Origin of the sequence: Methylobacterium nigriterrae, assembly GCF_037106235.1 — a bacterium.
Taxonomy (GTDB): domain Bacteria; phylum Pseudomonadota; class Alphaproteobacteria; order Rhizobiales; family Beijerinckiaceae; genus Methylobacterium; species Methylobacterium nigriterrae.
On record NZ_JBAWTG010000047.1, the window covers coordinates 23054 to 41315 of the forward strand.

At 69.3% G+C, this 18262-nt stretch carries 18 protein-coding genes and 1 pseudogene; 2 read left to right on the forward strand and 17 right to left on the reverse strand.

Annotated elements, in window-relative coordinates:
* Positions 1–13: 13 nt before the first annotated feature.
* From WDW90_RS21330 to WDW90_RS21380, 11 genes and pseudogenes are all read right to left on the reverse strand, one after another.
* Positions 14–760 carry a response regulator gene (locus WDW90_RS21330; RefSeq protein WP_336489473.1) on the reverse strand — a complete coding sequence of 249 codons (747 nt, stop codon included), beginning with the start codon at positions 758–760 and terminating at the stop codon, positions 14–16.
* A complete protein-coding gene (locus WDW90_RS21335; protein ID WP_336489474.1) occupies positions 757–3474 on the reverse strand; it encodes an ATP-binding protein in 2718 nt (905 codons plus the stop codon). The genes WDW90_RS21330 and WDW90_RS21335 overlap by 4 nt, the downstream gene beginning before the upstream one ends.
* Positions 3475–3483: 9 nt before the next feature.
* Entirely contained in the window at positions 3484–4089 is a 606-nt protein-coding gene (locus WDW90_RS21340) for a K(+)-transporting ATPase subunit C (RefSeq protein ID WP_336489475.1), read from the reverse strand.
* Between the two features lie 23 nt (positions 4090–4112).
* Entirely contained in the window at positions 4113–6203 is a 2091-nt protein-coding gene (gene kdpB, locus WDW90_RS21345) for a potassium-transporting ATPase subunit KdpB (protein WP_336489476.1), read from the reverse strand.
* Between the two features lie 59 nt (positions 6204–6262).
* Positions 6263–6463 carry a hypothetical protein gene (locus WDW90_RS21350; protein WP_336489477.1) on the reverse strand — a complete coding sequence of 67 codons (201 nt, stop codon included), beginning with the start codon at positions 6461–6463 and terminating at the stop codon, positions 6263–6265.
* A 1-nt stretch (position 6464) separates the two neighbouring features.
* Entirely contained in the window at positions 6465–8180 is a 1716-nt protein-coding gene (gene kdpA, locus WDW90_RS21355) for a potassium-transporting ATPase subunit KdpA (protein WP_336489478.1), read from the reverse strand.
* A gap of 22 nt (positions 8181–8202) precedes the next feature.
* Positions 8203–8292: a K(+)-transporting ATPase subunit F gene (locus tag WDW90_RS21360; RefSeq protein WP_017484418.1), complete on the reverse strand. Its 90-nt coding sequence runs from the start codon at positions 8290–8292 to the stop codon at positions 8203–8205.
* A gap of 541 nt (positions 8293–8833) precedes the next feature.
* Positions 8834–8974: a hypothetical protein gene (locus WDW90_RS21365; protein WP_336489479.1), complete on the reverse strand. Its 141-nt coding sequence runs from the start codon at positions 8972–8974 to the stop codon at positions 8834–8836.
* Between the two features lie 129 nt (positions 8975–9103).
* On the reverse strand, positions 9104–9778 hold the full coding sequence (locus tag WDW90_RS21370; RefSeq protein ID WP_336489480.1) for a methyltransferase family protein: 675 nt from the start codon (positions 9776–9778) through the stop codon (positions 9104–9106).
* A 12-nt stretch (positions 9779–9790) separates the two neighbouring features.
* Positions 9791–10036: a hypothetical protein gene (locus tag WDW90_RS21375; protein WP_336489481.1), complete on the reverse strand. Its 246-nt coding sequence runs from the start codon at positions 10034–10036 to the stop codon at positions 9791–9793.
* A 31-nt stretch (positions 10037–10067) separates the two neighbouring features.
* Positions 10068–10313: pseudogene (locus WDW90_RS21380) on the reverse strand (hypothetical protein).
* 246 nt (positions 10314–10559) lie between these two features.
* Here WDW90_RS21380 and WDW90_RS21385 point away from each other — a divergent pair.
* The gene (locus WDW90_RS21385; RefSeq protein WP_336489482.1) at positions 10560–12470 is read left to right on the forward strand and encodes a potassium transporter Kup; all 1911 of its coding nucleotides are present in this window, start codon (positions 10560–10562) and stop codon (positions 12468–12470) included.
* Between the two features lie 292 nt (positions 12471–12762).
* Here WDW90_RS21385 and WDW90_RS21390 read toward each other — a convergent pair whose 3' ends face one another.
* The 6 genes from WDW90_RS21390 to WDW90_RS21420 form a co-directional block, all read right to left on the reverse strand.
* The gene (locus WDW90_RS21390) at positions 12763–13137 is read right to left on the reverse strand and encodes a response regulator (protein ID WP_336489483.1); all 375 of its coding nucleotides are present in this window, start codon (positions 13135–13137) and stop codon (positions 12763–12765) included.
* Positions 13138–13208: 71 nt separating this feature from the next.
* The gene (locus tag WDW90_RS21395) at positions 13209–14540 is read right to left on the reverse strand and encodes a PAS domain-containing protein (protein ID WP_336489484.1); all 1332 of its coding nucleotides are present in this window, start codon (positions 14538–14540) and stop codon (positions 13209–13211) included.
* Complete coding sequence (locus tag WDW90_RS21400; RefSeq protein ID WP_336489485.1) at positions 14504–15451, reverse strand: hypothetical protein; 948 nt, start codon at positions 15449–15451, stop codon at positions 14504–14506. The genes WDW90_RS21395 and WDW90_RS21400 overlap by 37 nt, the downstream gene beginning before the upstream one ends.
* Positions 15452–16616: 1165 nt before the next feature.
* Positions 16617–17105: a phosphohydrolase gene (locus tag WDW90_RS21410; protein ID WP_336489486.1), complete on the reverse strand. Its 489-nt coding sequence runs from the start codon at positions 17103–17105 to the stop codon at positions 16617–16619.
* 139 nt (positions 17106–17244) lie between these two features.
* A complete protein-coding gene (locus tag WDW90_RS21415; RefSeq protein ID WP_336489487.1) occupies positions 17245–17445 on the reverse strand; it encodes a hypothetical protein in 201 nt (66 codons plus the stop codon).
* A 9-nt stretch (positions 17446–17454) separates the two neighbouring features.
* Positions 17455–17667: a hypothetical protein gene (locus WDW90_RS21420; protein WP_336489488.1), complete on the reverse strand. Its 213-nt coding sequence runs from the start codon at positions 17665–17667 to the stop codon at positions 17455–17457.
* A gap of 147 nt (positions 17668–17814) precedes the next feature.
* On the opposite strand from WDW90_RS21420, the gene WDW90_RS21425 reads away from it, so the two are divergent.
* Positions 17815–18063: a hypothetical protein gene (locus WDW90_RS21425; RefSeq protein WP_336489489.1), complete on the forward strand. Its 249-nt coding sequence runs from the start codon at positions 17815–17817 to the stop codon at positions 18061–18063.
* The last annotated feature ends 199 nt before the right edge of the window (positions 18064–18262 follow it).

Here is an 18262-nt window from a genome sequence, read left to right on the forward strand (position 1 = left end):
GCGGTGATGGGCATCAGGGGCTCGTCTCCGTCACGGCCGGCTTGGCATCGTTCGCCGCGCGCAGCTTGAGGTTTGGTTCGTCGTCGGGAGCCCGCAGGCGGTAGCCGACGCCGGTCTCGGTGAGAAGGATGCGCGGGCGCTCGGGATCGGCCTCCAGCTTCTGCCGGAGCTGGCGCATGTAGACGCGCAGGTACTGGGGCTCGGAGGAGGCGGAGACCGCCTGCATCAGCTGCGCGTGGGTCAGCACCTTGCCGGCATGCAGCACCAGGACCCGCAGGAAATCGTACTCGCGCGGCGTCAGCTTCACCTCGGCGTCGTCGACCTTCACGATCCGCCGCACGAGGTCGACGCTGAGTCCGTCCACCCGGAAGACCGGGCGCTCGCCTCGGGCGGCGAGCTGGTGGCGCAGGGCCGCGCGCAGGCGCGCCAGGAGTTCAGCCATGCCGAAGGGCTTGGTGACGTAGTCGTCGGCGCCGAGATCGAGCGCCTCGACCTTGCCGCCCTCGTCTTCGCGGCTCGACAGCACCACCACCGGCAGACCGGGATGGCTCGCCCGGATCGCGCGCAGCAGGTCGTGCCCGCGCATGTCCGGCAGCCCGAGGTCGAGGATGATCAGGTCCGGGCTCTGGCGCCCGAGCACCTCCAGGGCCGTGGCGGCGTTCGGGGCTTCCAGGATGGCGTAGCCCTGCGTGGCCAGCCCCATGCGCAGCAGCTTGCGGATCGGCGGCTCGTCGTCGATGACCAGGATGGTCGGGCTCATGCGGCGATGTCCTTCGGCGCGGTCTGGGCCGGGACCGGGAGGGTCACGGTGAAGACGGCCCCGCTCCGGTCGCGCCGGTTGGCGGCCGTGACCGTGCCGCCCATCGCCTCGACGAAGCCGCGCGAGATGGCGAGGCCGAGCCCCGTTCCGGCGCGGACCCGGTCGCTCTTGCGCACCCGGTAGAACTTGTCGAACACCCGCTCGACATCCGCCTCGGGCAAGCCGTAGCCCTCGTCCAGCACCTCGATGCGCACCCGGCCCTCGTCCTGGCCGGCGCGCACGGTCACGGTGGACCCCTCGGGCGCGTATTTGGCGGCGTTGTCCAGGAGATTGACGAGGACCTGCTCGAACAGGACGGGATCGAGGCGCAGCGTCGGCAGGTCGGGCTGGACCTCGACCGCGGTCCGGTGGCCGGCCAGCACCGTCTCGACGCGCCGCAGCGCCGTGTCGACGCTCTCGGCGACGTCCTGGGCCGAGAGGTTCGGCGTCACCGCGCCCGCCTCCAGCCGCGTCATGTCGAGGAGGTTGGCGATGAAGCGGTTGAGGCGCTCCGACTCCTCGATGATGGTCGCCAGCAGGTCCGCCTTGGCCTCGGCCGGCAGCGCCGCGTCGAGGTCCCGCAGGGTGCTGGCCGCCCCGAGCACGGAGGCCAACGGCGTCCTGAGGTCGTGGCTGATCGAGGTCAGGAGCGCGCGGGCGAGGCGGTCGGTCTCGGCCGCCCGCTCGGCCCGGTCGAGGTCCTCGACGAGGCGCACCCGCTCGATGGCGAGCGCGCCCATGTCGGCGAGCGCGTCGAGGAGGCGCCGGCCTTCCGGGGTCAGGATCGGGCCGGTGCCGTCCGCGTCGAGGCCGATCACGCCGATGGTGCCGCGGCCGGTGCGCATCGGCAGGAACAGGCGCTTGGCGCCCGGCAGCGTGTCGGCCCCGCGGCCGGCCGGGCGGTCGTTGTCGATGGCCCATTGCGCCGCCGCGAGGTCGGCCTCGTCCAACATGTCCTCGGGCGGGTAGCCGGCCCGCACCGTCACCGCCGGCCCGTCCGGCAGCAGCAGCACGACGCGCACCTTCAGCATGGCGGCAACCTGGGCCGAGGTGGCCCAGAGCACGTCGTCGAGGGTGCCGCAACCCGCGAGCTTGCGCGAGAAGCCGAACAGGCGCTCGGTGGACCTAGCGCGTCCCTGCGCGACCACGGCGGTCAGGCGGGCGCGCGCGGCGAGGTTCGAGACCAGCGCGGCCACCAGCGTGAAGAGCAGGAAGGCTGCAACGTTGGTCGGGTCGGCGATCGTGAAGGTGTAGACCGGCGGCAGGAAGAAGAAGTTGTAGGACAGCGAGGCCGCCACCACGGCGGCGAGGGATGGTCCCAGGCCCCAGCGCACGGCGACCGCCACCACCGCGGTCAGCAGCATGAGGTCGGCGTTCTCGACGCCCGTATAGGGCTGCGCCAGGATGGCCGCGCCGAGCCCGACGCCTGTGACGAGCAGCGCCAGGACGTAAGATCGGGCATCGAACGCCGCGGGCGGCGCGACCGTGGCCACCGTCCGGCGGGACGGCGTCTCCGCCGGCGCGGCCTCGCCGGGCACCACGTGCACGCTGATGTTGCCGCTGCGGCGGACGAGGTCGTGCACCACGGAGCCGTTGACGAGCTCGAAGGCCCAAGACCTCGTCGCCTTGCCGACCACGATGTGGTTCACGTTGGCGGAGTGCGCGTAGGCCAGGATGTCATCGGCCACGCGCCGCCCGCCTGGAAGGGTCACCGCGTCGCCGCCGAGCCGGTCGGCGAGACGCAGCGCCTCGGCGATCCGGTCGCGCTCCGCCTCGTTCAGGGACGCCGCGCGGGCGCCCTCGATGGAGAGCGCCGTCCAGGGCGCGTGCAGGCGGTCGGCGAGCCGCTTGGCGTAGCGCACGAGGCCCGCCGAGCGCGGGTCCTCGCTCACGCAGACCAGCACCCGCTCGCCGGCCGCCCAGGGGCCGGCGATGGCGTTCGCCCGCATGTGGCTGAGGAGTTCGTCGTCGACCCGGTCGGCGGTGCGCCGGAGCGCCAGCTCGCGCAGGGCCGTGAGGTTGCCGCGGGAGAAGTAGTGCTTGAGCGCCCGTTCGGCGTTCGTCGGCACGTAGACCTTGCCGGCCTTCAGGCGCTCGATCAGGTCGTCCGGGTTGAGGTCGACTACCTCGATGTCGTCGGCCCGGTCGAGGATGCCGTCCGGCACGGTCTCGCGCACCCGGATGCGGGTGATGGAGGCGACGACGTCGTTGAGGCTCTCGACGTGCTGGATGTTCAGGGTGGTGAGGACGTCGATGCCGGCGTCGAGCAACTCCTCGACGTCCTGGTAGCGCTTCGGGTGCCGCGAGCCCGGCGCGTTGGTGTGGGCGAGCTCGTCCACCAGCGCGAGGGCCGGCCGGCGGGCGAGCAGCGCGTCGAGGTCCATCTCCTCCAGGACGGTGCCGTGGTAGGGCGCGGAGCGCCGGGGGATCACCTCGAAGCCGTCGAGCAGGGCTTGCGTCTCGGCGCGCCCATGGGTCTCGACCACCCCGACCACGACGTCGGTCCCGGCCCGCAGCCTGGCGCGCCCGACGGTCAGCATCTCGTAGGTCTTGCCGACGCCAGGCGCGGCGCCGAGGAAGACCTTGAGCCGGCCGCGCGTCCGCTCCTCCCGGCGCGCCGCCTGCAGCAGCGCATCGGGCGAGGGACGGGACAGGTCGCGGCCGGTCTCGGGCATGGTGGCGACTCAGCGCTTGGCGAGGTCATCCAGGGCGAGGTTGAGCGCCAGCACGTTGACGCGGGGCTCGCCCAGGAGGCCGAGGGTGCGCCCCTCGATCCGGGATGTCACCAGCTCGCGCAGCTTGTCCTCGGGCAGGTTGCGGGCCTTGGCGACGCGCGGCACCTGGAACAGGGCGGCCTCGGGCGAGATGTCCGGGTCGAGCCCCGAGCCGCTCGTGGTGACGAGGTCGACAGGGACCGGCTGGCCCGGGTTCTCGGCCCGCAGCGCGTCGAGGTCGCCCTTCACGCGCTCGGCGAGCGCCGCGCTCGTGGGCCCGAGGTTCGAGCCCATGGAGTTCGCGGCGTTGTAGGGCGCCGGCACGGTCTTGCTCGCGTCGGCCGGGTCGGGCCCGGTCGTGGCCGAAGGCCGGCCGTGGAAGTAGCCGGGGGCCGTGAAGCTCTGGCCGATCAGGCTGGAGCCGATGACCGTGCCGTCGCGCTCGACCAGGCTGCCGGCGGCCTTGGCGGGGAAGATGGCTCCCGCGATGCCAGTCACGGCCAGCGGATAGGCGAGGCCCGTGACCGCCGTCAGGGCGACAAGCAGAACGAAGGCGGGACGTAGCTGGTTCAACATGGAAGGTCTCCGAAGCCCGGGTCTCAGGCGAGGTGGAGGGCGGTGATGGCCATGTCGATGGCCTTGATGCCGAGGAAGGGCACCAGCACGCCGCCGAGGCCGTAGACGAGGAGGTTGCGCCGCAGCAGCGCGGCGGCGCCGACGGGCCGGTACGTCACGCCCTTCAGCGCGAGCGGGATCAGCGCGACGATGATCAGCGCGTTGAAGACGATCGCCGACAGGATCGCACTCCGCGGCGAGGCCAGCCCCATCACGTTGAGCGCCTGGAGCTGCGGGTAGAGGCCGAGGAACATCGCCGGAAGAATCGCGAAGTACTTCGCCACGTCGTTGGCGATGGAGAAGGTGGTCAGCGCGCCGCGCGTCATCAGCAGCTGCTTGCCGATGCCGACGATCTCAATGAGCTTGGTCGGGTCGGAATCGAGGTCGACCATGTTGCCGGCCTCCCGCGCGGCCACTGTGCCGGTGTTCATGGCGACGCCGACATCGGCCTGGGCCAGCGCCGGGGCGTCGTTGGTGCCGTCGCCGCACATCGCCACGAGCTTGCCCTCGGCCTGCTCGCGGCGGATCAGCGCGAGCTTGTCCTCGGGCCTGGCCTGGGCCAGGAAATCGTCAACGCCGGCCTCCGCGGCGATCGCCGCCGCCGTCATGGGGTTGTCGCCCGTGATCATCACGGTGCGGATGCCCATGCGGCGCAGCTCCGCGAAGCGCTCGGCGATGCCGCCCTTCACGATGTCCTTGAGGGTGACGACGCCGAGGAGCTTGCCGTCGCGGGCGACCGCGAGCGGCGTGCCGCCGGCCTTGGCGATCTCCTCGGCGATGGCGCGGATCTCGGCCGCGGCCTCCGGCTCGACTGCCGGACGGTAGGCGAGCGCCGCGCTGGAGCCTCGGGTGGCCAGCGGCTGCCCGGAGAGCGAGGCGATGACCGCGTCGACGGCGCCCTTGCGGATGGAGGACCCCTCGAGGTCGACGCCCGACATGCGCGACTGCGCCGTGAAGGGTACGAAGCTCGCGTGCAGGCTCGCCATGTCGCGGGCGCGGATGCCGAACGTCTCCTTGGCCAGCACCACGATGGAGCGGCCCTCCGGCGTCTCGTCGGCCAGCGAGGCGAGCTGCGCGGCATCGGCCAGGTCCTGCTCGGAGACGCCGCGGACGGGACGGAAGGCGGTGGCCTGCCGGTTGCCGAGCGTGATGGTCCCGGTCTTGTCGAGGAGCAGCGTGTCCACGTCGCCCGCCGCCTCGACCGCGCGGCCCGACATGGCGAGCACGTTGAAGCGCACGAGCCGGTCCATGCCGGCGATGCCGATCGCGGACAGAAGGGCGCCGATGGTGGTGGGGATCAGCGTGACGAAGAGCGCCACAAGCACGATGACCGGGATGGAGCCGCCGGCGTAGCTCGCGAAGCTCGGGATCGAAGCCACCGCGAAGACGAACACGATCGTCAGGCCCGCCAGCAGGATGTTGAGCGCGATCTCGTTCGGTGTTTTCTGCCGGGCGGCCCCCTCGACGAGCGCGATCATGCGGTCGACGAAGGTCGAGCCGGCCGCGGCCGTGATGCGCACCCTGATCGCATCCGAGAGCACCTGCGTACCGCCGGTGACCGCCGAGCGGTCGCCGCCCGACTCGCGGATGACCGGGGCGGACTCGCCGGTGATGGCGGCCTCGTTGACCGAGGCGACGCCCTCGACCACCTCGCCGTCGGAGGGGATGAGATCGCCGGCCTCCACAAGGACGATGTCGCCGACCTTGAGCGAGGTCCCGGCGACCGTCTCGTAGGTGCGGCCACGGCCGGTGAGGCGCTTGGCCGTCATCTCGGTGCGGGTGCGGCGGAGCGAGTCGGCCTGGGCCTTGCCGCGGCCTTCGGCGAGGGCTTCAGCGAAGTTGGCGAAGATCAGGGTGAACCAGAGCCAGAGGATGATCTGGCCGGAGAAGAACAGGGCGCTGCCCCCGGTGACGAGGTCGCGGAGGAACAGCACGGTGGTGAGCGCGGCCACGACCTCGACCACGAACATGACCGGGTTGCGGATCATGGCGCGGGGGTCGAGCTTCCTGACGGAGCCGAGGAGCGCGGGCCCGACCAGGGCGGCGCTGAACAGGGATGCATTCTTGCGGGACATGGGTTCGGGTGTCCGGAGAGGGCGGGGAGGCCCGGCGGCGCAGCGCCGGGCCTTGCCGTTCAGGGGGCGGTCGCGCCGGCGGCCAGGGTGAAGGCTGCCATCAGGGCGAAACCGCCGAGGAGCGCGACGCCGAGGAGCGCCAGCACGAGGTCCGAGGTGCGCAGGGGTTTGGCTTCGGCGCCGTGGGCCCGGTGGTGCAGCGGCCGGTGCAGCATCAGGTGATGGCGCGGGATGCGACGGTTCGGGAGGGCGCGCGGCATCTCAGCCTCCCGTCGAGAAGGTCTGGCCCGCCGCCCCGGCGAAGTGTTCGACCACCGGCCCGAGCGCCAACGAGGGGAAGAAGGTCAGGCCGCCGATGATCAGCACCACGCCGACGAGCAGGCCGACGAAGAGGCCGCCGTGGGTCGGGAAGGTGCCGGCGGACGCCGGGACCCGCTTCTTGGCGGCGAGCGAGCCGGCGATGGCGAGAACCGGGATCTTCACGAAGAACCGACCCACCAGCATGCCGACGGCGAGCGTCGTGTTGTAGAACAGGGTGTTGGCCGTGAGGCCGCCGAAGGCCGAGCCGTTGTTGGCCGCCGCCGAGGTGTAGGCGTAGAGGATCTCCGAGAAGCCGTGCGGGCCGGCATTGGCGGGCCCGGCGAGCCCGGCCGGCACTACCGTGGCGAGCGCCGTGAAGCCCAGCATCATCAAGGGCAGGCAGAGGATGCCGAGCATGGCCATCTTCACCTCGCGCGCCTCGATCTTCTTGCCGAGATACTCGGGCGTGCGGCCGACCATCAGGCCGGCCACGAAGATCGCCACCACGACGAAGACCAGCATGCCGTAGAGGCCGGCGCCGACGCCGCCGATGATAACCTCGCCGAGCTGCATGTTGAGGAGCGGCACGAGGCCGCCGAGCGCGGTGAAGCTGTCATGCAGGGCGTTGACCGCGCCGCAGGAGGCGGCGGTGGTGATGACCGCGAACAGCGCCGAGGCCGCGATGCCGACACGGACCTCCTTGCCCTCCATGTTGCCGCCGGTGAGGCCGAGGTTCGTGAGGACGCCGTGGGCACTCGCCTCGGCCCAGTAGGTAATGGCGACGCCGACGACGAAGAGCAGGCCCATGGCGGCCAGGATCGCCCAACCCTGGCGCTCGTCCCCGACCATGCGGCCGAACACGTTTGTCAGCGCCGCGCCGATCACGAAGATCGACAGCATCTGCAGGAAGTTCGACAGCGCCGTCGGGTTCTCGAACGGGTGCGCGGCGTTGGCGTTGAAGAAGCCGCCGCCGTTGGTGCCGAGCATCTTGATGGCGACCTGGCTCGCCACGGGCCCGACCGCGATGGTCTGCTTCGCTCCCTCGAGTGTGGTCGCCTCGACGTAGGCGCCGAGGGTCTGCGGCATGCCCTGGGAGACCAGGAACAGCGCGTAGACGACGCAGATCGGCAGCAGCACGTAGAGCGTCGCCCGGGTCATATCGACCCAGAACGAGCCGAGCGTCCTCGTCGAGGCACGTGCGAAGCCGCGGATCAGCGCGACGGCGACCGCGATGCCGGAGGCGGCCGACACGAAGTTCTGGTGCGTCAGGCCCAGCATCTGGCTGAGGTACGACAGCGTGGTCTCGCCGCCGTAGGACTGCCAGTTGGTGTTGGTGACGAAGCTCGTCGACGTATTGAAGGCGAGGTCCGGGGCCACCGCGGCTTGGTCGGCCGGGTTGAGCGGCAGCACCGCCTGCAGCCGCAGAATGGCGTAGAGCAGGACGAAGCCGGCGACGTTGAAGATGATCATTGCGCCCGCGTATCCGAGCCAGGTCTGCTCCTGGCGGGCGTCGACGCCGGACACGCGGTAGAGCCCGCGCTCGACGGGCACGAGCACGGGGGACAGGAGGGTGCGCTCGCCGTTGAAGACTCGGGTCATGTAGGCCCCGAGCGGCTTCACGAGCACGAGGACGACCGCGCAGTACAGCGCGATCTGAATCCAGCCATTGGGTGTCATGGAGGTCAGTCCTGCGAGCCGCTCAGAACCGCTCGGGGCGGACGAGGGCATAGGTGAGGTAGACGAGGAGCCCGGCGGTCACGAGGGCGCCGAGGGCGAGGTCGAGGGTCATGGCGGGTTGCCTCAGAGGCGCTCGCAGAGCGCGGCGTAGCCGGCGGCCAGCCCGAAGAAGGCGAGGCCGCCGAGCAGGAAGACGATGTCGAGCATGGTGCGTCCGTGTCCGTTCGGCCCGTCGGCCGCCCCGCGACCGACCTGGGCCGGCCCTGAATGTGGACGGGAACCGCGTTAGGGTTCGAGAGGGAAAGGAATGCGATCTTATAAGGATCGCATTAGGATTGGCCCGATTTCGGGTTCGCCACGCCGTTCGGGCGCGTCCCAGGCGGCCTGCAACGCCTGGCAAGCGCCGGGAGCATCGAGGAGCATGGCCGTGGGACAGGCGGCGCGCCACTGCCCGCGGTCGACCCGGATCACGCCCGTGTCCGCGCCCGCGAAGCCGCTATAGGGCACGCCGCAGGCGGGGCAGCGGCCGCCAACGCGTCGGAGCCTGGGACCGCGGACGTCCACATCGTTCGGCCCGCGGGCCGGCGGGGCGGACGGAAACCGTGGTGCGAAACTTGGCAGGCGAGGCCGCAGACCGAGGAGGGACCAAGCGCTCAAGATGCGGGCAGCAGGTCGAGGACGTTCAGGGCGAGAAGCGCAAGGGAGACGGCCGACCAAGAGCCGAGGCCGATGATCATCAAGGCGAAGACGCGGTCGGCCCTGCATTCGGCAGCGATGTGCCGGAAGACGATCATCTGGAAGCTCCACGCGGGCGAAGGCCCGGTGGCGCGAGAAGTCTTAGCTACCCCGTTAGGGAACAAGACGAAGGCGAGGCCTCCGGCATAGGTAAGTCATTAAGATCGGCGGCAGGGGCGACGTCTCGCTCACCAAACGGCCGGGATCAGCCGATGGCGAACCCCATGGGTGTAGTGCTCGTACCCGGCCAGATCCTTCCGCAGCACCGCTTCCTCGCCGAGCGTGCGAGCAACCAGCAGTGGCACCAGCACGACGAGCCAGGCAAGGCCCCAGAACGAGCCGAGGAGGAGTGGCGCTCCAAGCAGCATTAGTAGGGCGAAGCCGTACATCGGGTGGCGCACGTAAGCGTAGGGTCCCGCGTCGACGACGGTATGCCCGCGCTCGACCTGCACCCGTACCGTGGTGGCCGCGAAGGTGTTGGCGCCGAGCACCCAGACCCAGCCGGCGAAGGCGACCAGCAGGAGCGCCGTGCCGAGCAGCTGCGCCCAGAACGGCACGTGCGACCAGCCGAAGCGCTTGGCGTCCAGGGCCATGAAGGGCAGCCACAGCCAGAACGCGGCGGTCAGCAGGATGCCCAGGACCCGATCGCGGGGGGCCTGGTCGGCCGTGAAGGGCGAGCCCGTGCGCGCGGCCAGCAGCGCCGGATCGGCCCACGCCAGCCACAAGCCGATGCCTGCGCCGCAGCCGACGAACAGAGCGAGGAACCACCAGCCCTGCGGCCATGCGAGCGTGCCGGCCGGCACGAACAGTAGCAGGCCGAGCAGGCCGGTCCCGAGCAGCGAGCGCATGACGTTCCGCCGCAACGCGAGCCTCCATCAGCCCCCACGGCCGGCCTGATCATCACGCCGTTGCGCCGCAGCGCCCATTAGGTCGGCAGGCGCATCGATGACCGGCGCACGGCACGCCGCCATGGCGGCGCGAAGGACCTCGACGCACTCCTCCGCCTCGGCCAGGGTGAGCAGCCCGACGCGACGGAAGACCTTGCCGGAGCCAACGACAGCCACCACGCCGAAGCTCCCGTCCGGCAGATCGACGATGCTGTAGCACACCGGTCGGGTCACAGACCTTCGCTCCCGCGTTCCCGTTACTCGCTCAGGCCGTCAGGCGCCGTGTTTTGGCCGCAACAAGTTCCCGGTAGCGGGCGACGACCTGTTCGTGCGTGCCGCCGGCAAGCAGCGTGTTGCCGGCCCCCATGTCGGCCACGACCTTCTCGCCGACCATCGAGATCATCTCCGCCTGAGCCTCCGCCCCGCTTCAGGCGATCCACACCAGCCGCAACTCGATGACCCTCTGCGCCTCGACGGCGAGCAGGAACGCGGCACGGAAGGGGTTTGGCATGGAGGCTCCAGTTAGGGCTTGCGTGCCGTAACGCCGGAGCGCGGCCCAGTTGCCCGTGAACGGTTACTCAGGACGGCGGCAAGCCATGCCGTCCGGCGCGGTGGACCCGGATCATGCCGTTGTCTCGTTCGATGGCGCGATCAGGGGAAGACCATACGCTTCGGCTCGCGCGAACGTTCTCGACCTCTCGCCCGTTCTAGGCCCGAACCCAGAGCGACCTCGGGTCGCGCACGGAGGAAGCCGTAGATGTCTGCACCTGCAACGACCGGGTTCCCGACGTCGCAGACGCCGCTGCCGGCCGATGCGGGCCATGGCTCGAAAACGTCGTTCTGGGCGCTGACCCTCGGCTCGGTCGGCGTCGTCTACGGCGACATCGGCACGAGCCCGCTCTACGCGCTGAAGGAGTCCCTGCACGCGGCCTCCGGCGGACACGGCCCCACCCGCGAGATGGTGTTCGGCGTCGTCTCGCTGATCCTCTGGGCGCTCATCCTGATCGTCACGCTGAAATACGTGCTCATCGTGATGCGGGCCGACAACGACGGCGAGGGCGGCACGCCGTCGCTGGTGGCGCTCGCCCAGCGGGCGCTGGGCCGGACCGGCGGTCCGGTGATCGTGCTCGGCATGGTCGGCGTCGCCCTGTTCTACGGCGACGCAATCATCACGCCGGCGATCTCGGTGCTCTCGGCGGTCGAGGGGCTGAAGCTCGTCACCCCGGCCTTCGAGCCCTATGTCGTGCCCCTCGGCCTCGCGATCCTGATCGGCCTGTTCGCGGTCCAGAGCCACGGCACGGCGCGGGTCGCGACCTTCTTCGGGCCGATCACGGCGCTCTGGTTCCTCGTCATGGCGCTCGGCGGCGTCAGCCACCTTGCTGAAGACCCGAGCATCGTCGGCGCGTTCAACCCGGCTCACGGCATCAGCTTCCTACTCGGCCACGGCACGGCCGGGCTCCTGGCGCTCGGCGCCGTGTTCCTGGCCGTGACCGGGGCCGAGGCGCTCTACGCCGACATGGGCCATTTCGGCCGCGGGCCGATCCGGACGGCGTGGTTCGGACTCGTGCTGCCGGCGCTCGCCCTCAACTACCTGGGCCAGGGCGCGATGCTGCTCGCCCATCCCGAGCGGATCGAGAACCCGTTCTTCCTGCTCTACCCGTCCTGGGCGCTGCTGCCGATGGTGCTGCTCGCCACCGTGGCGACCGTGATCGCGAGCCAGGCCGTGATCACCGGCACCTTCTCGATCACCCAACAGGCCATGCAGCTCGGGTTGCTGCCGCGCATGCGCGTGCAGCGCACGTCCGAGACCGAGAAGGGGCAGATCTACATCCCGCGCGTGAACTGGTGGCTGCTCGTCGCGGTCGTGTTCTTGGTAGTGCTGTTCAAGTCGTCGAGTGCGCTGGCGGCCGCCTACGGCATCGCGGTGACCGGAGACATGGTCATCACCGCCTGCCTGATCTTCATCGTGGCCTGGCGGTTCTGGCGCTGGTCACCTGTCCTGGCGGCCCTCGTCATCGCGCCCTTCCTCCTGATCGAGCTGGTGTTCCTGTCGGCCAACGCCCTCAAGCTGCTCCACGGCGGCTGGGTGCCCCTGACGATCGGGGCTGGGCTCGTCACAGCCATGCGGACCTGGCGGACGGGCTCGCGCCTCATCGCCGAGGAAATCCATCGTCGGCGCGTGCCGCTCTCCGAGTTCACCCGCATGGCCGAGAGCGGCTCGATCCGGCAAGTGCCCGGAACGGCCGCGTTCCTGACCGGCACGCCCGGCGACACACCCGGGGCGCTCCTACACAACGTGAAGCACAACCGCGTGCTGCACGCCCACAACATGATCGTGCATGTGGTCACGGAGGACCTGCCGCGCGTGACTGAGACGGAGCGCGTTAGGGTCAGGAGACTGTCGGACGTCTTCTCCTGCGCGACGGTGCATTTCGGCTTCATGGAGCTGCCCGACCTGCCCCGCGCCCTCGCCGCCGCCGGGCTCGACACCGGCAACCTGTCCTACTTCCTCACGCGGCGGGTGCTGGTGGCCTCGCCAGAGACCGGCATGCCGGTCTGGCAGGACCGCCTCTACATCGCGCTCGCCCGGACCGCGACCGACGCGTCCCGCTACTTCCGCATACCCGTGGACCGGGCCGTGGAGATCGGTGCGCAGATCAAGATCTAGAGGCGGCAAAGCAGCCAGGTTTTACCTAGGCCGCAATGAGCGTCCGCTTCTGCGGTCCAAGTGCCGAGAGCGGACAGGCCGCTCTCGGCCAATGATTGCCGTTCCGATTTGCGCCCATTGCCGCCATCCGGTGGCCTCAGCCGAGATCTCTGAAGCAGACATCGTCTGAGCCCTGGTCAGAGGTAAGGGTTGCGCCACGAGCGGACTTTCGGTCAGGCCAATTTCAACGGCCGATGTGTGCTTTAAAGCGGACCCTCGCGGATTGGGCGTTATGGAAAGAACGTCGGGCCGATCAGCCAAGCAGGAGCTTGCCGAGGGCTCGCACCAGCTCGGTGTCGAGGATCGACTTCTCCAGCCTCGGGCGTGAGCGGTAGTCGGAGCGGTCCACAATCTGGCTCTCGCCCGTGGCAAACTGGTACGGCACGTCCCGTTCTCTCAATCGGTCCGCAACCGTGTAGACCGCCTCGCCCCTGAGGTTCACATCGAGCACCGCCGCATCGAGCGAAGCCGCCTCGATCAGCGCGAGCGCCTGCTCGGCATCCGGCACCGGCCCGGCCACCTCGGCACCAACCTCCTGTAGGCTGGACTGCATGTCCATGGCGATGACGTACTCGTCCTCGACCACGAGCACACGCCGGCCGGCAAGCGAGGTCGGACGATCAGCCATGTGGACTCTCTGGGCCACGCTGCAGAGCCTTGAAGCCTATCGGCTCCGGCACGGCCGCGCGTTACCGTGGGTTAGGCGAGTGGCATCTCGATCCGGCAGCGCACGCCGTCCGTGCCCAGCGCGTACTCGGTCCGGGCTTGCAGCGCGTAGGCGAGCGCTTGCTCGATCAGCTCTCGGCCGAAGCCGCGCCGGGGCACCTTCTCCGGCTGCACGTCCACGCCGCTCTCGATCCAGTTCAGGGCCAAGTGCCCGTCACCGTCCTGGTCTCGGGTCCGCTCCCAGGTGACGGAGAGCTGGCCCGTCTCGCTCTTCAGTGCGCCGTACTTGACGGCGTTGGTGGCCAGCTCGTGCAGGGCAAGCGCGAAGTTCTGCATCTGTTGGGAGGTCAGCAGCACCTTCGGTCCAGAGACAGTGATGCGGGGTAGAGTGCCGTCAGCATGGGCAGCGAGTTCCGCGTCCACGAGGGCGCCTACCTCGACGGTGTCGCTGCCGGACTGGCTGAGCAGGGCTTGAGCCCGGCTGAGCGCCTTCAGCCGCGTGGTGAAGCTCTCGACCGGCGCACCCTGGCCGACGGTGCGGTTGGCCAACGAGGTGACCACGGCGAGCAGGTTGCGCGAGCGGTGCTGCAACTCCTTGACCAGCACGTCCTGGCGCTCAGCCGCCGTCTTCTCCTCGGTGATGTCCCGGCCGACACCGCCAATCCAGCAGACCTTTCCACTCGCATCGCGCATCGGAAAGTCGGTATCGCGCAGCCAGCGCACCGCGCTGTCGCAGGCCCACCGGATGCGGTACTCAAAGGAGGCACGCTCGCCCGCCCGCACGCGCTGGATGCTATCGAGGACGCGCTGGCGGTCCTCGGGCACGACCAGATCGAGCCAGCCCGTCAGGTTGTCGCCCTGCAGCGCCGCCTCGCGGTCGAGCCCGTAGATCTGCTCGAAGGCCGGGGTGAGGTAGACCCACTGCAGGGTCTCGGCATCGCGGATCCAGAGAACGTCGGAAGAGGCCTCGCCGAACTGCCGCAGTCGCTCCTCGCCCGCCCGCAAGGCGTTCTCGGCCCGTGCGCGCTCCTCGGTCTCCTGGTGGCGGGAGATGATGATCGCCGCGGTCTGGGTCAAGGCAGCAGCTAGCTCACGGTCGAGCGGCGTCGGTTCGCGCGGCTCCCGGAAGTACATCGCGAAGGTGCCGACGAACCGTCCCGAGACCGTCTCGATGGGGAAGGACCAGCAGCCGCGGAAATCGAACTGCTTCGCCATCCAGAGCCATGGCTCCCATCGCGGCTCCTCCTGCACGTCGGTCGTGACGATGGGCTCTCCCCTCGCGACCGCCAGACCGCACGACAGCGACGCGGGTGAGATCTCGAAGTTGTTCACGCATTGCGCATACTCGTCGGGCATGCCGACCACGTGCCGGAGCGTCTTGCCTTCAGCATCGGCGATGTAGAAGGCGCATCTGCGCGCGCTCTCCGCTGCTCGATGGCGGTGCGGATGAGGTAGGCCAGCGAGGCTTCCAGCGGCGCCCCGTTCATGGCCGCCTGGAACGCCTCCTTCTGCCCGGCAAGCCAAGCTTCGCTCCGGCGCAGCGCTCCTTCCGTCCGCTGAAGGGTGCTGAGCGCCTCCCGCAACTGGGGGCTGCTCTTTGCCTCCTCGGCCTCGGTCGCATCGAGCAGAAGGCGGGCAAGCTCAGGATGCCGCTCCATGCAGGCGAGCATGTCGGACTCATAGGCCAGCTCGGGATGGGTCTCGGTCCAGAAGTGAGCCGTGCGCACGAACGCGAGAAAAGCCGTCAGCAGCTCGAAATGCCTCTCGCCGGCGGCCCTGCGCACAGCCTCACGCGCATGGGCCGAGTGCTGCGGCACCAGGAAGATCACGGTCAATGCGTCAAACAGATCGGCCTCGGCCTGGGTTTCAGGCGAGGGCAGATCGCCCGGCCGTGCATGAGCCGCAAGCCGTGTGAAGACCTGATCGAGCGCGGCGACATCCGGCACCGGCCTGCGGAGCAGCGTTAGAGCCTGTTCGAGCGTGTGCGGCGTGGCGGCCGGGTCGCCGGCCGGGCGACCCTCACCGAGCAGGAAGCCGACATGGCGCACGATGCAGTAGCGCACCTCACAGAAGCGGGAGAGGTGGACGAACAGGCGCTCCTTGAAGAGGGAAGGCAGCGGATTGTCGAGATAGCCGGATTTGGCGAAGGCCCACAGCTCCTCGATCAGACCCGCGGCAGCGGGCGCGGAGCAGAAGAAGTTGGGCAGGACACCGAAGCGGCCTGCCACTTCGTTGGCGAACCTGTTGGTCACCTGATCTGTTTCGTCCGAGCCCATGCGCGGTTCCTCGGCTTGGCTGATCCGGCGGAGCGGTCTGGACCGGACGGCGGCATTGCTTCCAGGATGCTCGATACGCGGCAGATATCCCTGTCTCGTGTTAACCAGCGCGCGGCAGCTTCGGGCGTTCCAATAGGGCTTGCCCCAATGGACCGTTCCAGAGCCGTTCCGCATGCGTCGGGGTTGGGGCTTTGGAACAAGACCGGCGAGACGTCTTAGACGTGAGTGGAACAGGGCGGGGTTGCCAGCCACGTTTTCTCAGGCTCGCGCACTCAGCCACGGATCGGGCAAATGACCCGTCCAAAAACGACGGGAAACCAACCATGCACGCCGATTGCGTCCGGCCCGGCGCCCGAGCCCCTCGGCTGTCCGTGTCAGGAAACCCTGTTGGGAAATCAATTGTCCGCAATACGCTCGCGACCGGACATTCCTCACACCCGCCGTGAAGGACTGCTTCGGGTCAGTTTAAGGCATGTACCTGAGCTGCGCTGAACGTCCGCTTCCCCATACCTTCCGCCCCGAAGCGGACCGGCCGCTTTCGGCCAAGCCCGGCCGGCACCTATGCGCCCATTCCGGTCGTACCCGCTATCGTCCGGCATACCGAATGCAGCCGCTGCAACTGCCCAGACTTTAGGGCCGGATTGCGCCATGAGCGGAAGTTAGGTCGTTCGGCTCACAGAGGCATGTATCCTGCTGGAAGCGGGCTTTCGCAGGTTGGGCGTTATGGTGCCTTTGGCTCGCGTAAGAGGCCTAGCCTGATCTGATGTCAATCGACGTCCGCGTCAGCGATTACCACCACCGCCGCCACCCTGGGGCACCCTGCGCGAAGGCTGCTCCGCATTACCGCCGGCAGCCGAGTCGGTCTGGCCAGTCGAGGCGCCTGTCGCCCCTGGCGCGACCGTGACGTTTGGAGCGTTCCCGGTCGTGCCCGGGGTTGGCGCGACCGTGGTCCCGGTAGTTCCCGGCACAGGGGATCTGGCGGGCTCCTGGGCGTAAGCCACACCCGCGATCCCCATGAGCGTCAGGCCGAGTGACGCGGCGAAGGCAATCGTCTTCGAGCGCATGGGGATGCTCCTTTCGGAAGTGGGTATTGGGCTAACGCCCTCACTCCAAAAGGGTTCGTCCCGGGCTGTTATGGAGTATTCCGCGCTCGGCTGGTGGGACCTCACGGCCCGGAGTAGCCGAGCGCCGCAGCCGCCTTGCGCAGCCGCACCATCGTGGCCGCATCGCGCGCCGCCAGTGTGCTCGCCGGGTCCAGCGACCGATCTGGGCTCACCGCGTCCTCGTTCTCGGACGGCTTGATCAGGATCGCACCCAGATTGCCGCTCGCAGTCAGCTTGGCGATGCGTGCCTCGTCAGTCTCCTGGCCCTTCGGCTTCGTCAGCAACTCCACCATCGTGACCACAGACTCGGCGAAGCCGGCGGTGCGCAGCTCGTTTGCGGTCAACGAGGTGTCCTCAATGACATCGTGCAGCCATGCTGCTTGCGTGATCTCATCGGACCTCACCGGCAGACCCGTGTCCGCGGCATGCTGGGCACGGCGCTCGACGGCGCACGCGACCCGCGCCAGACGGTCGAAGACAGGCTGCCCGGCTTGGTCCCCCTGTCCAACGTGGTGCAGGCGGGCAAAGGCTTTGGCATCGGCGCTCGTCATCCTGCTCGCCTCACGCCAAGTGCCAGACCAGACCCATGCCGCCGATGATCAGCACGAACAGCGCCGCAGCAAGGCCCAGCATCAGCCGCATGCGCGCTGGGCGTGGATCGCGCTCGGGCATGCGGCTCGTTTCCTCGTCTCAGTGGCTGTCGCGCCAGATGGCAGCCGCATCCTGGAAAGCAGCCCATCCTTGGGTGCGCGCCTCATGCTCGGTCGCCAGCGAGTAGCAGGATTGCCGCACGACATGTGCGTGATCCCGGATGAGCCAGCGGTAGCGGCTGGGGTCCTTCGTGCAGGGCTCCACCTGCAGGGTAAGGGGAGCCGACTGTTCGGCCGTCATCGTCGCCTCCTACTTGGCTGTCTTGTCCTCGGCGCTGGGCAGATCAGGAAACGGCATCCAGTGGGTGAAGGCGTCGGCCGGGTAGCTGTGCTGGCAGGAAGCGACGTGCCAGGGCCGGACGTCGCCGAAGCGCTTCGGGTCCCAGCGGATCACCGCGCGCCGATCCGGCTCGTGCCGGTCGATGGCGATGATCCACCGGCCGTCCTGCGGGGCCCGATCCATGGGCCTCCAACTGACCATGGCGCACTCCTGACGCCCCGTCGTGTTCGACCGTGAGGAACGCTCAAGGGCTCAAACCGTTCGGGCTGACTTCAGGCGCACCGTCTGCCCATGAGGCTCATGCCGGGCGCCGATGACGGTTGGTGTCCCATGGCCAGCATCGCCATCCTCACTGCCACGCCGAAGGGGCTTTCCCGCGTGCCGCTCACGGACCCATGGCCGCCTCGGTCGGCCCGCAGTCCCTATCGGCACGAGCTGCAGCTCCATGCCCTCGACCGGCTCGTCGAGTGTACCTGCCCACCACCTGTTCGGGGCCTGCCGCGCAACCTCTGCACCGCTCTGAGGCACCTGCGCTCGCACCACTTGGGTCAGGAGCAGGTGCATCACGGCTTTCACTGAAGAGCTTCATGGATCGAAGCGCTCGACGGTGCAGGGCACGTGAGGAGATGAGATCGCGGGTCAGGCGGCCTTGGCGGTCCTCAGGCTCAGGTAGCTGGCATCGAACTCGGCAAACGCCTTCAGCCGCTCCACATCGGGGATGGTCAGCGCGGACTTGCTCCAGACGATCAGGTCGCTCGCCCGTAACGCCTGCAGCACG

Excerpts from the sequence above, each read along its gene's own strand:
- WDW90_RS21360 (WP_017484418.1), bottom strand. The coding sequence starts at position 8,292 with ATGACCCTCGACCTCGCCCTCGGCGCCCTCGTGACCGCCGGGCTCCTC.
- WDW90_RS21385 (WP_336489482.1), top strand. The coding sequence starts at position 10,560 with ATGTCTGCACCTGCAACGACCGGGTTCCCGACGTCGCAGACGCCGCTG.
- kdpA (WP_336489478.1), bottom strand. The coding sequence starts at position 8,180 with ATGACACCCAATGGCTGGATTCAGATCGCGCTGTACTGCGCGGTCGTC.
- WDW90_RS21410 (WP_336489486.1), bottom strand. The coding sequence starts at position 17,105 with ATGACGAGCGCCGATGCCAAAGCCTTTGCCCGCCTGCACCACGTTGGA.
- WDW90_RS21330 (WP_336489473.1), bottom strand. The coding sequence starts at position 760 with ATGAGCCCGACCATCCTGGTCATCGACGACGAGCCGCCGATCCGCAAG.
- WDW90_RS21390 (WP_336489483.1), bottom strand. The coding sequence starts at position 13,137 with ATGGCTGATCGTCCGACCTCGCTTGCCGGCCGGCGTGTGCTCGTGGTC.
- WDW90_RS21350 (WP_336489477.1), bottom strand. The coding sequence starts at position 6,463 with ATGCCGCGCGCCCTCCCGAACCGTCGCATCCCGCGCCATCACCTGATG.
- WDW90_RS21420 (WP_336489488.1), bottom strand. The coding sequence starts at position 17,667 with ATGGATCGGGCCCCGCAGGACGGCCGGTGGATCATCGCCATCGACCGG.
- kdpB (WP_336489476.1), bottom strand. The coding sequence starts at position 6,203 with ATGTCCCGCAAGAATGCATCCCTGTTCAGCGCCGCCCTGGTCGGGCCC.
- WDW90_RS21335 (WP_336489474.1), bottom strand. The coding sequence starts at position 3,474 with ATGCCCGAGACCGGCCGCGACCTGTCCCGTCCCTCGCCCGATGCGCTG.
- WDW90_RS21365 (WP_336489479.1), bottom strand. The coding sequence starts at position 8,974 with ATGATCGTCTTCCGGCACATCGCTGCCGAATGCAGGGCCGACCGCGTC.
- WDW90_RS21425 (WP_336489489.1), top strand. The coding sequence starts at position 17,815 with ATGGCCAGCATCGCCATCCTCACTGCCACGCCGAAGGGGCTTTCCCGC.
- WDW90_RS21400 (WP_336489485.1), bottom strand. The coding sequence starts at position 15,451 with ATGGGCTCGGACGAAACAGATCAGGTGACCAACAGGTTCGCCAACGAA.
- WDW90_RS21415 (WP_336489487.1), bottom strand. The coding sequence starts at position 17,445 with ATGACGGCCGAACAGTCGGCTCCCCTTACCCTGCAGGTGGAGCCCTGC.
- WDW90_RS21340 (WP_336489475.1), bottom strand. The coding sequence starts at position 4,089 with ATGTTGAACCAGCTACGTCCCGCCTTCGTTCTGCTTGTCGCCCTGACG.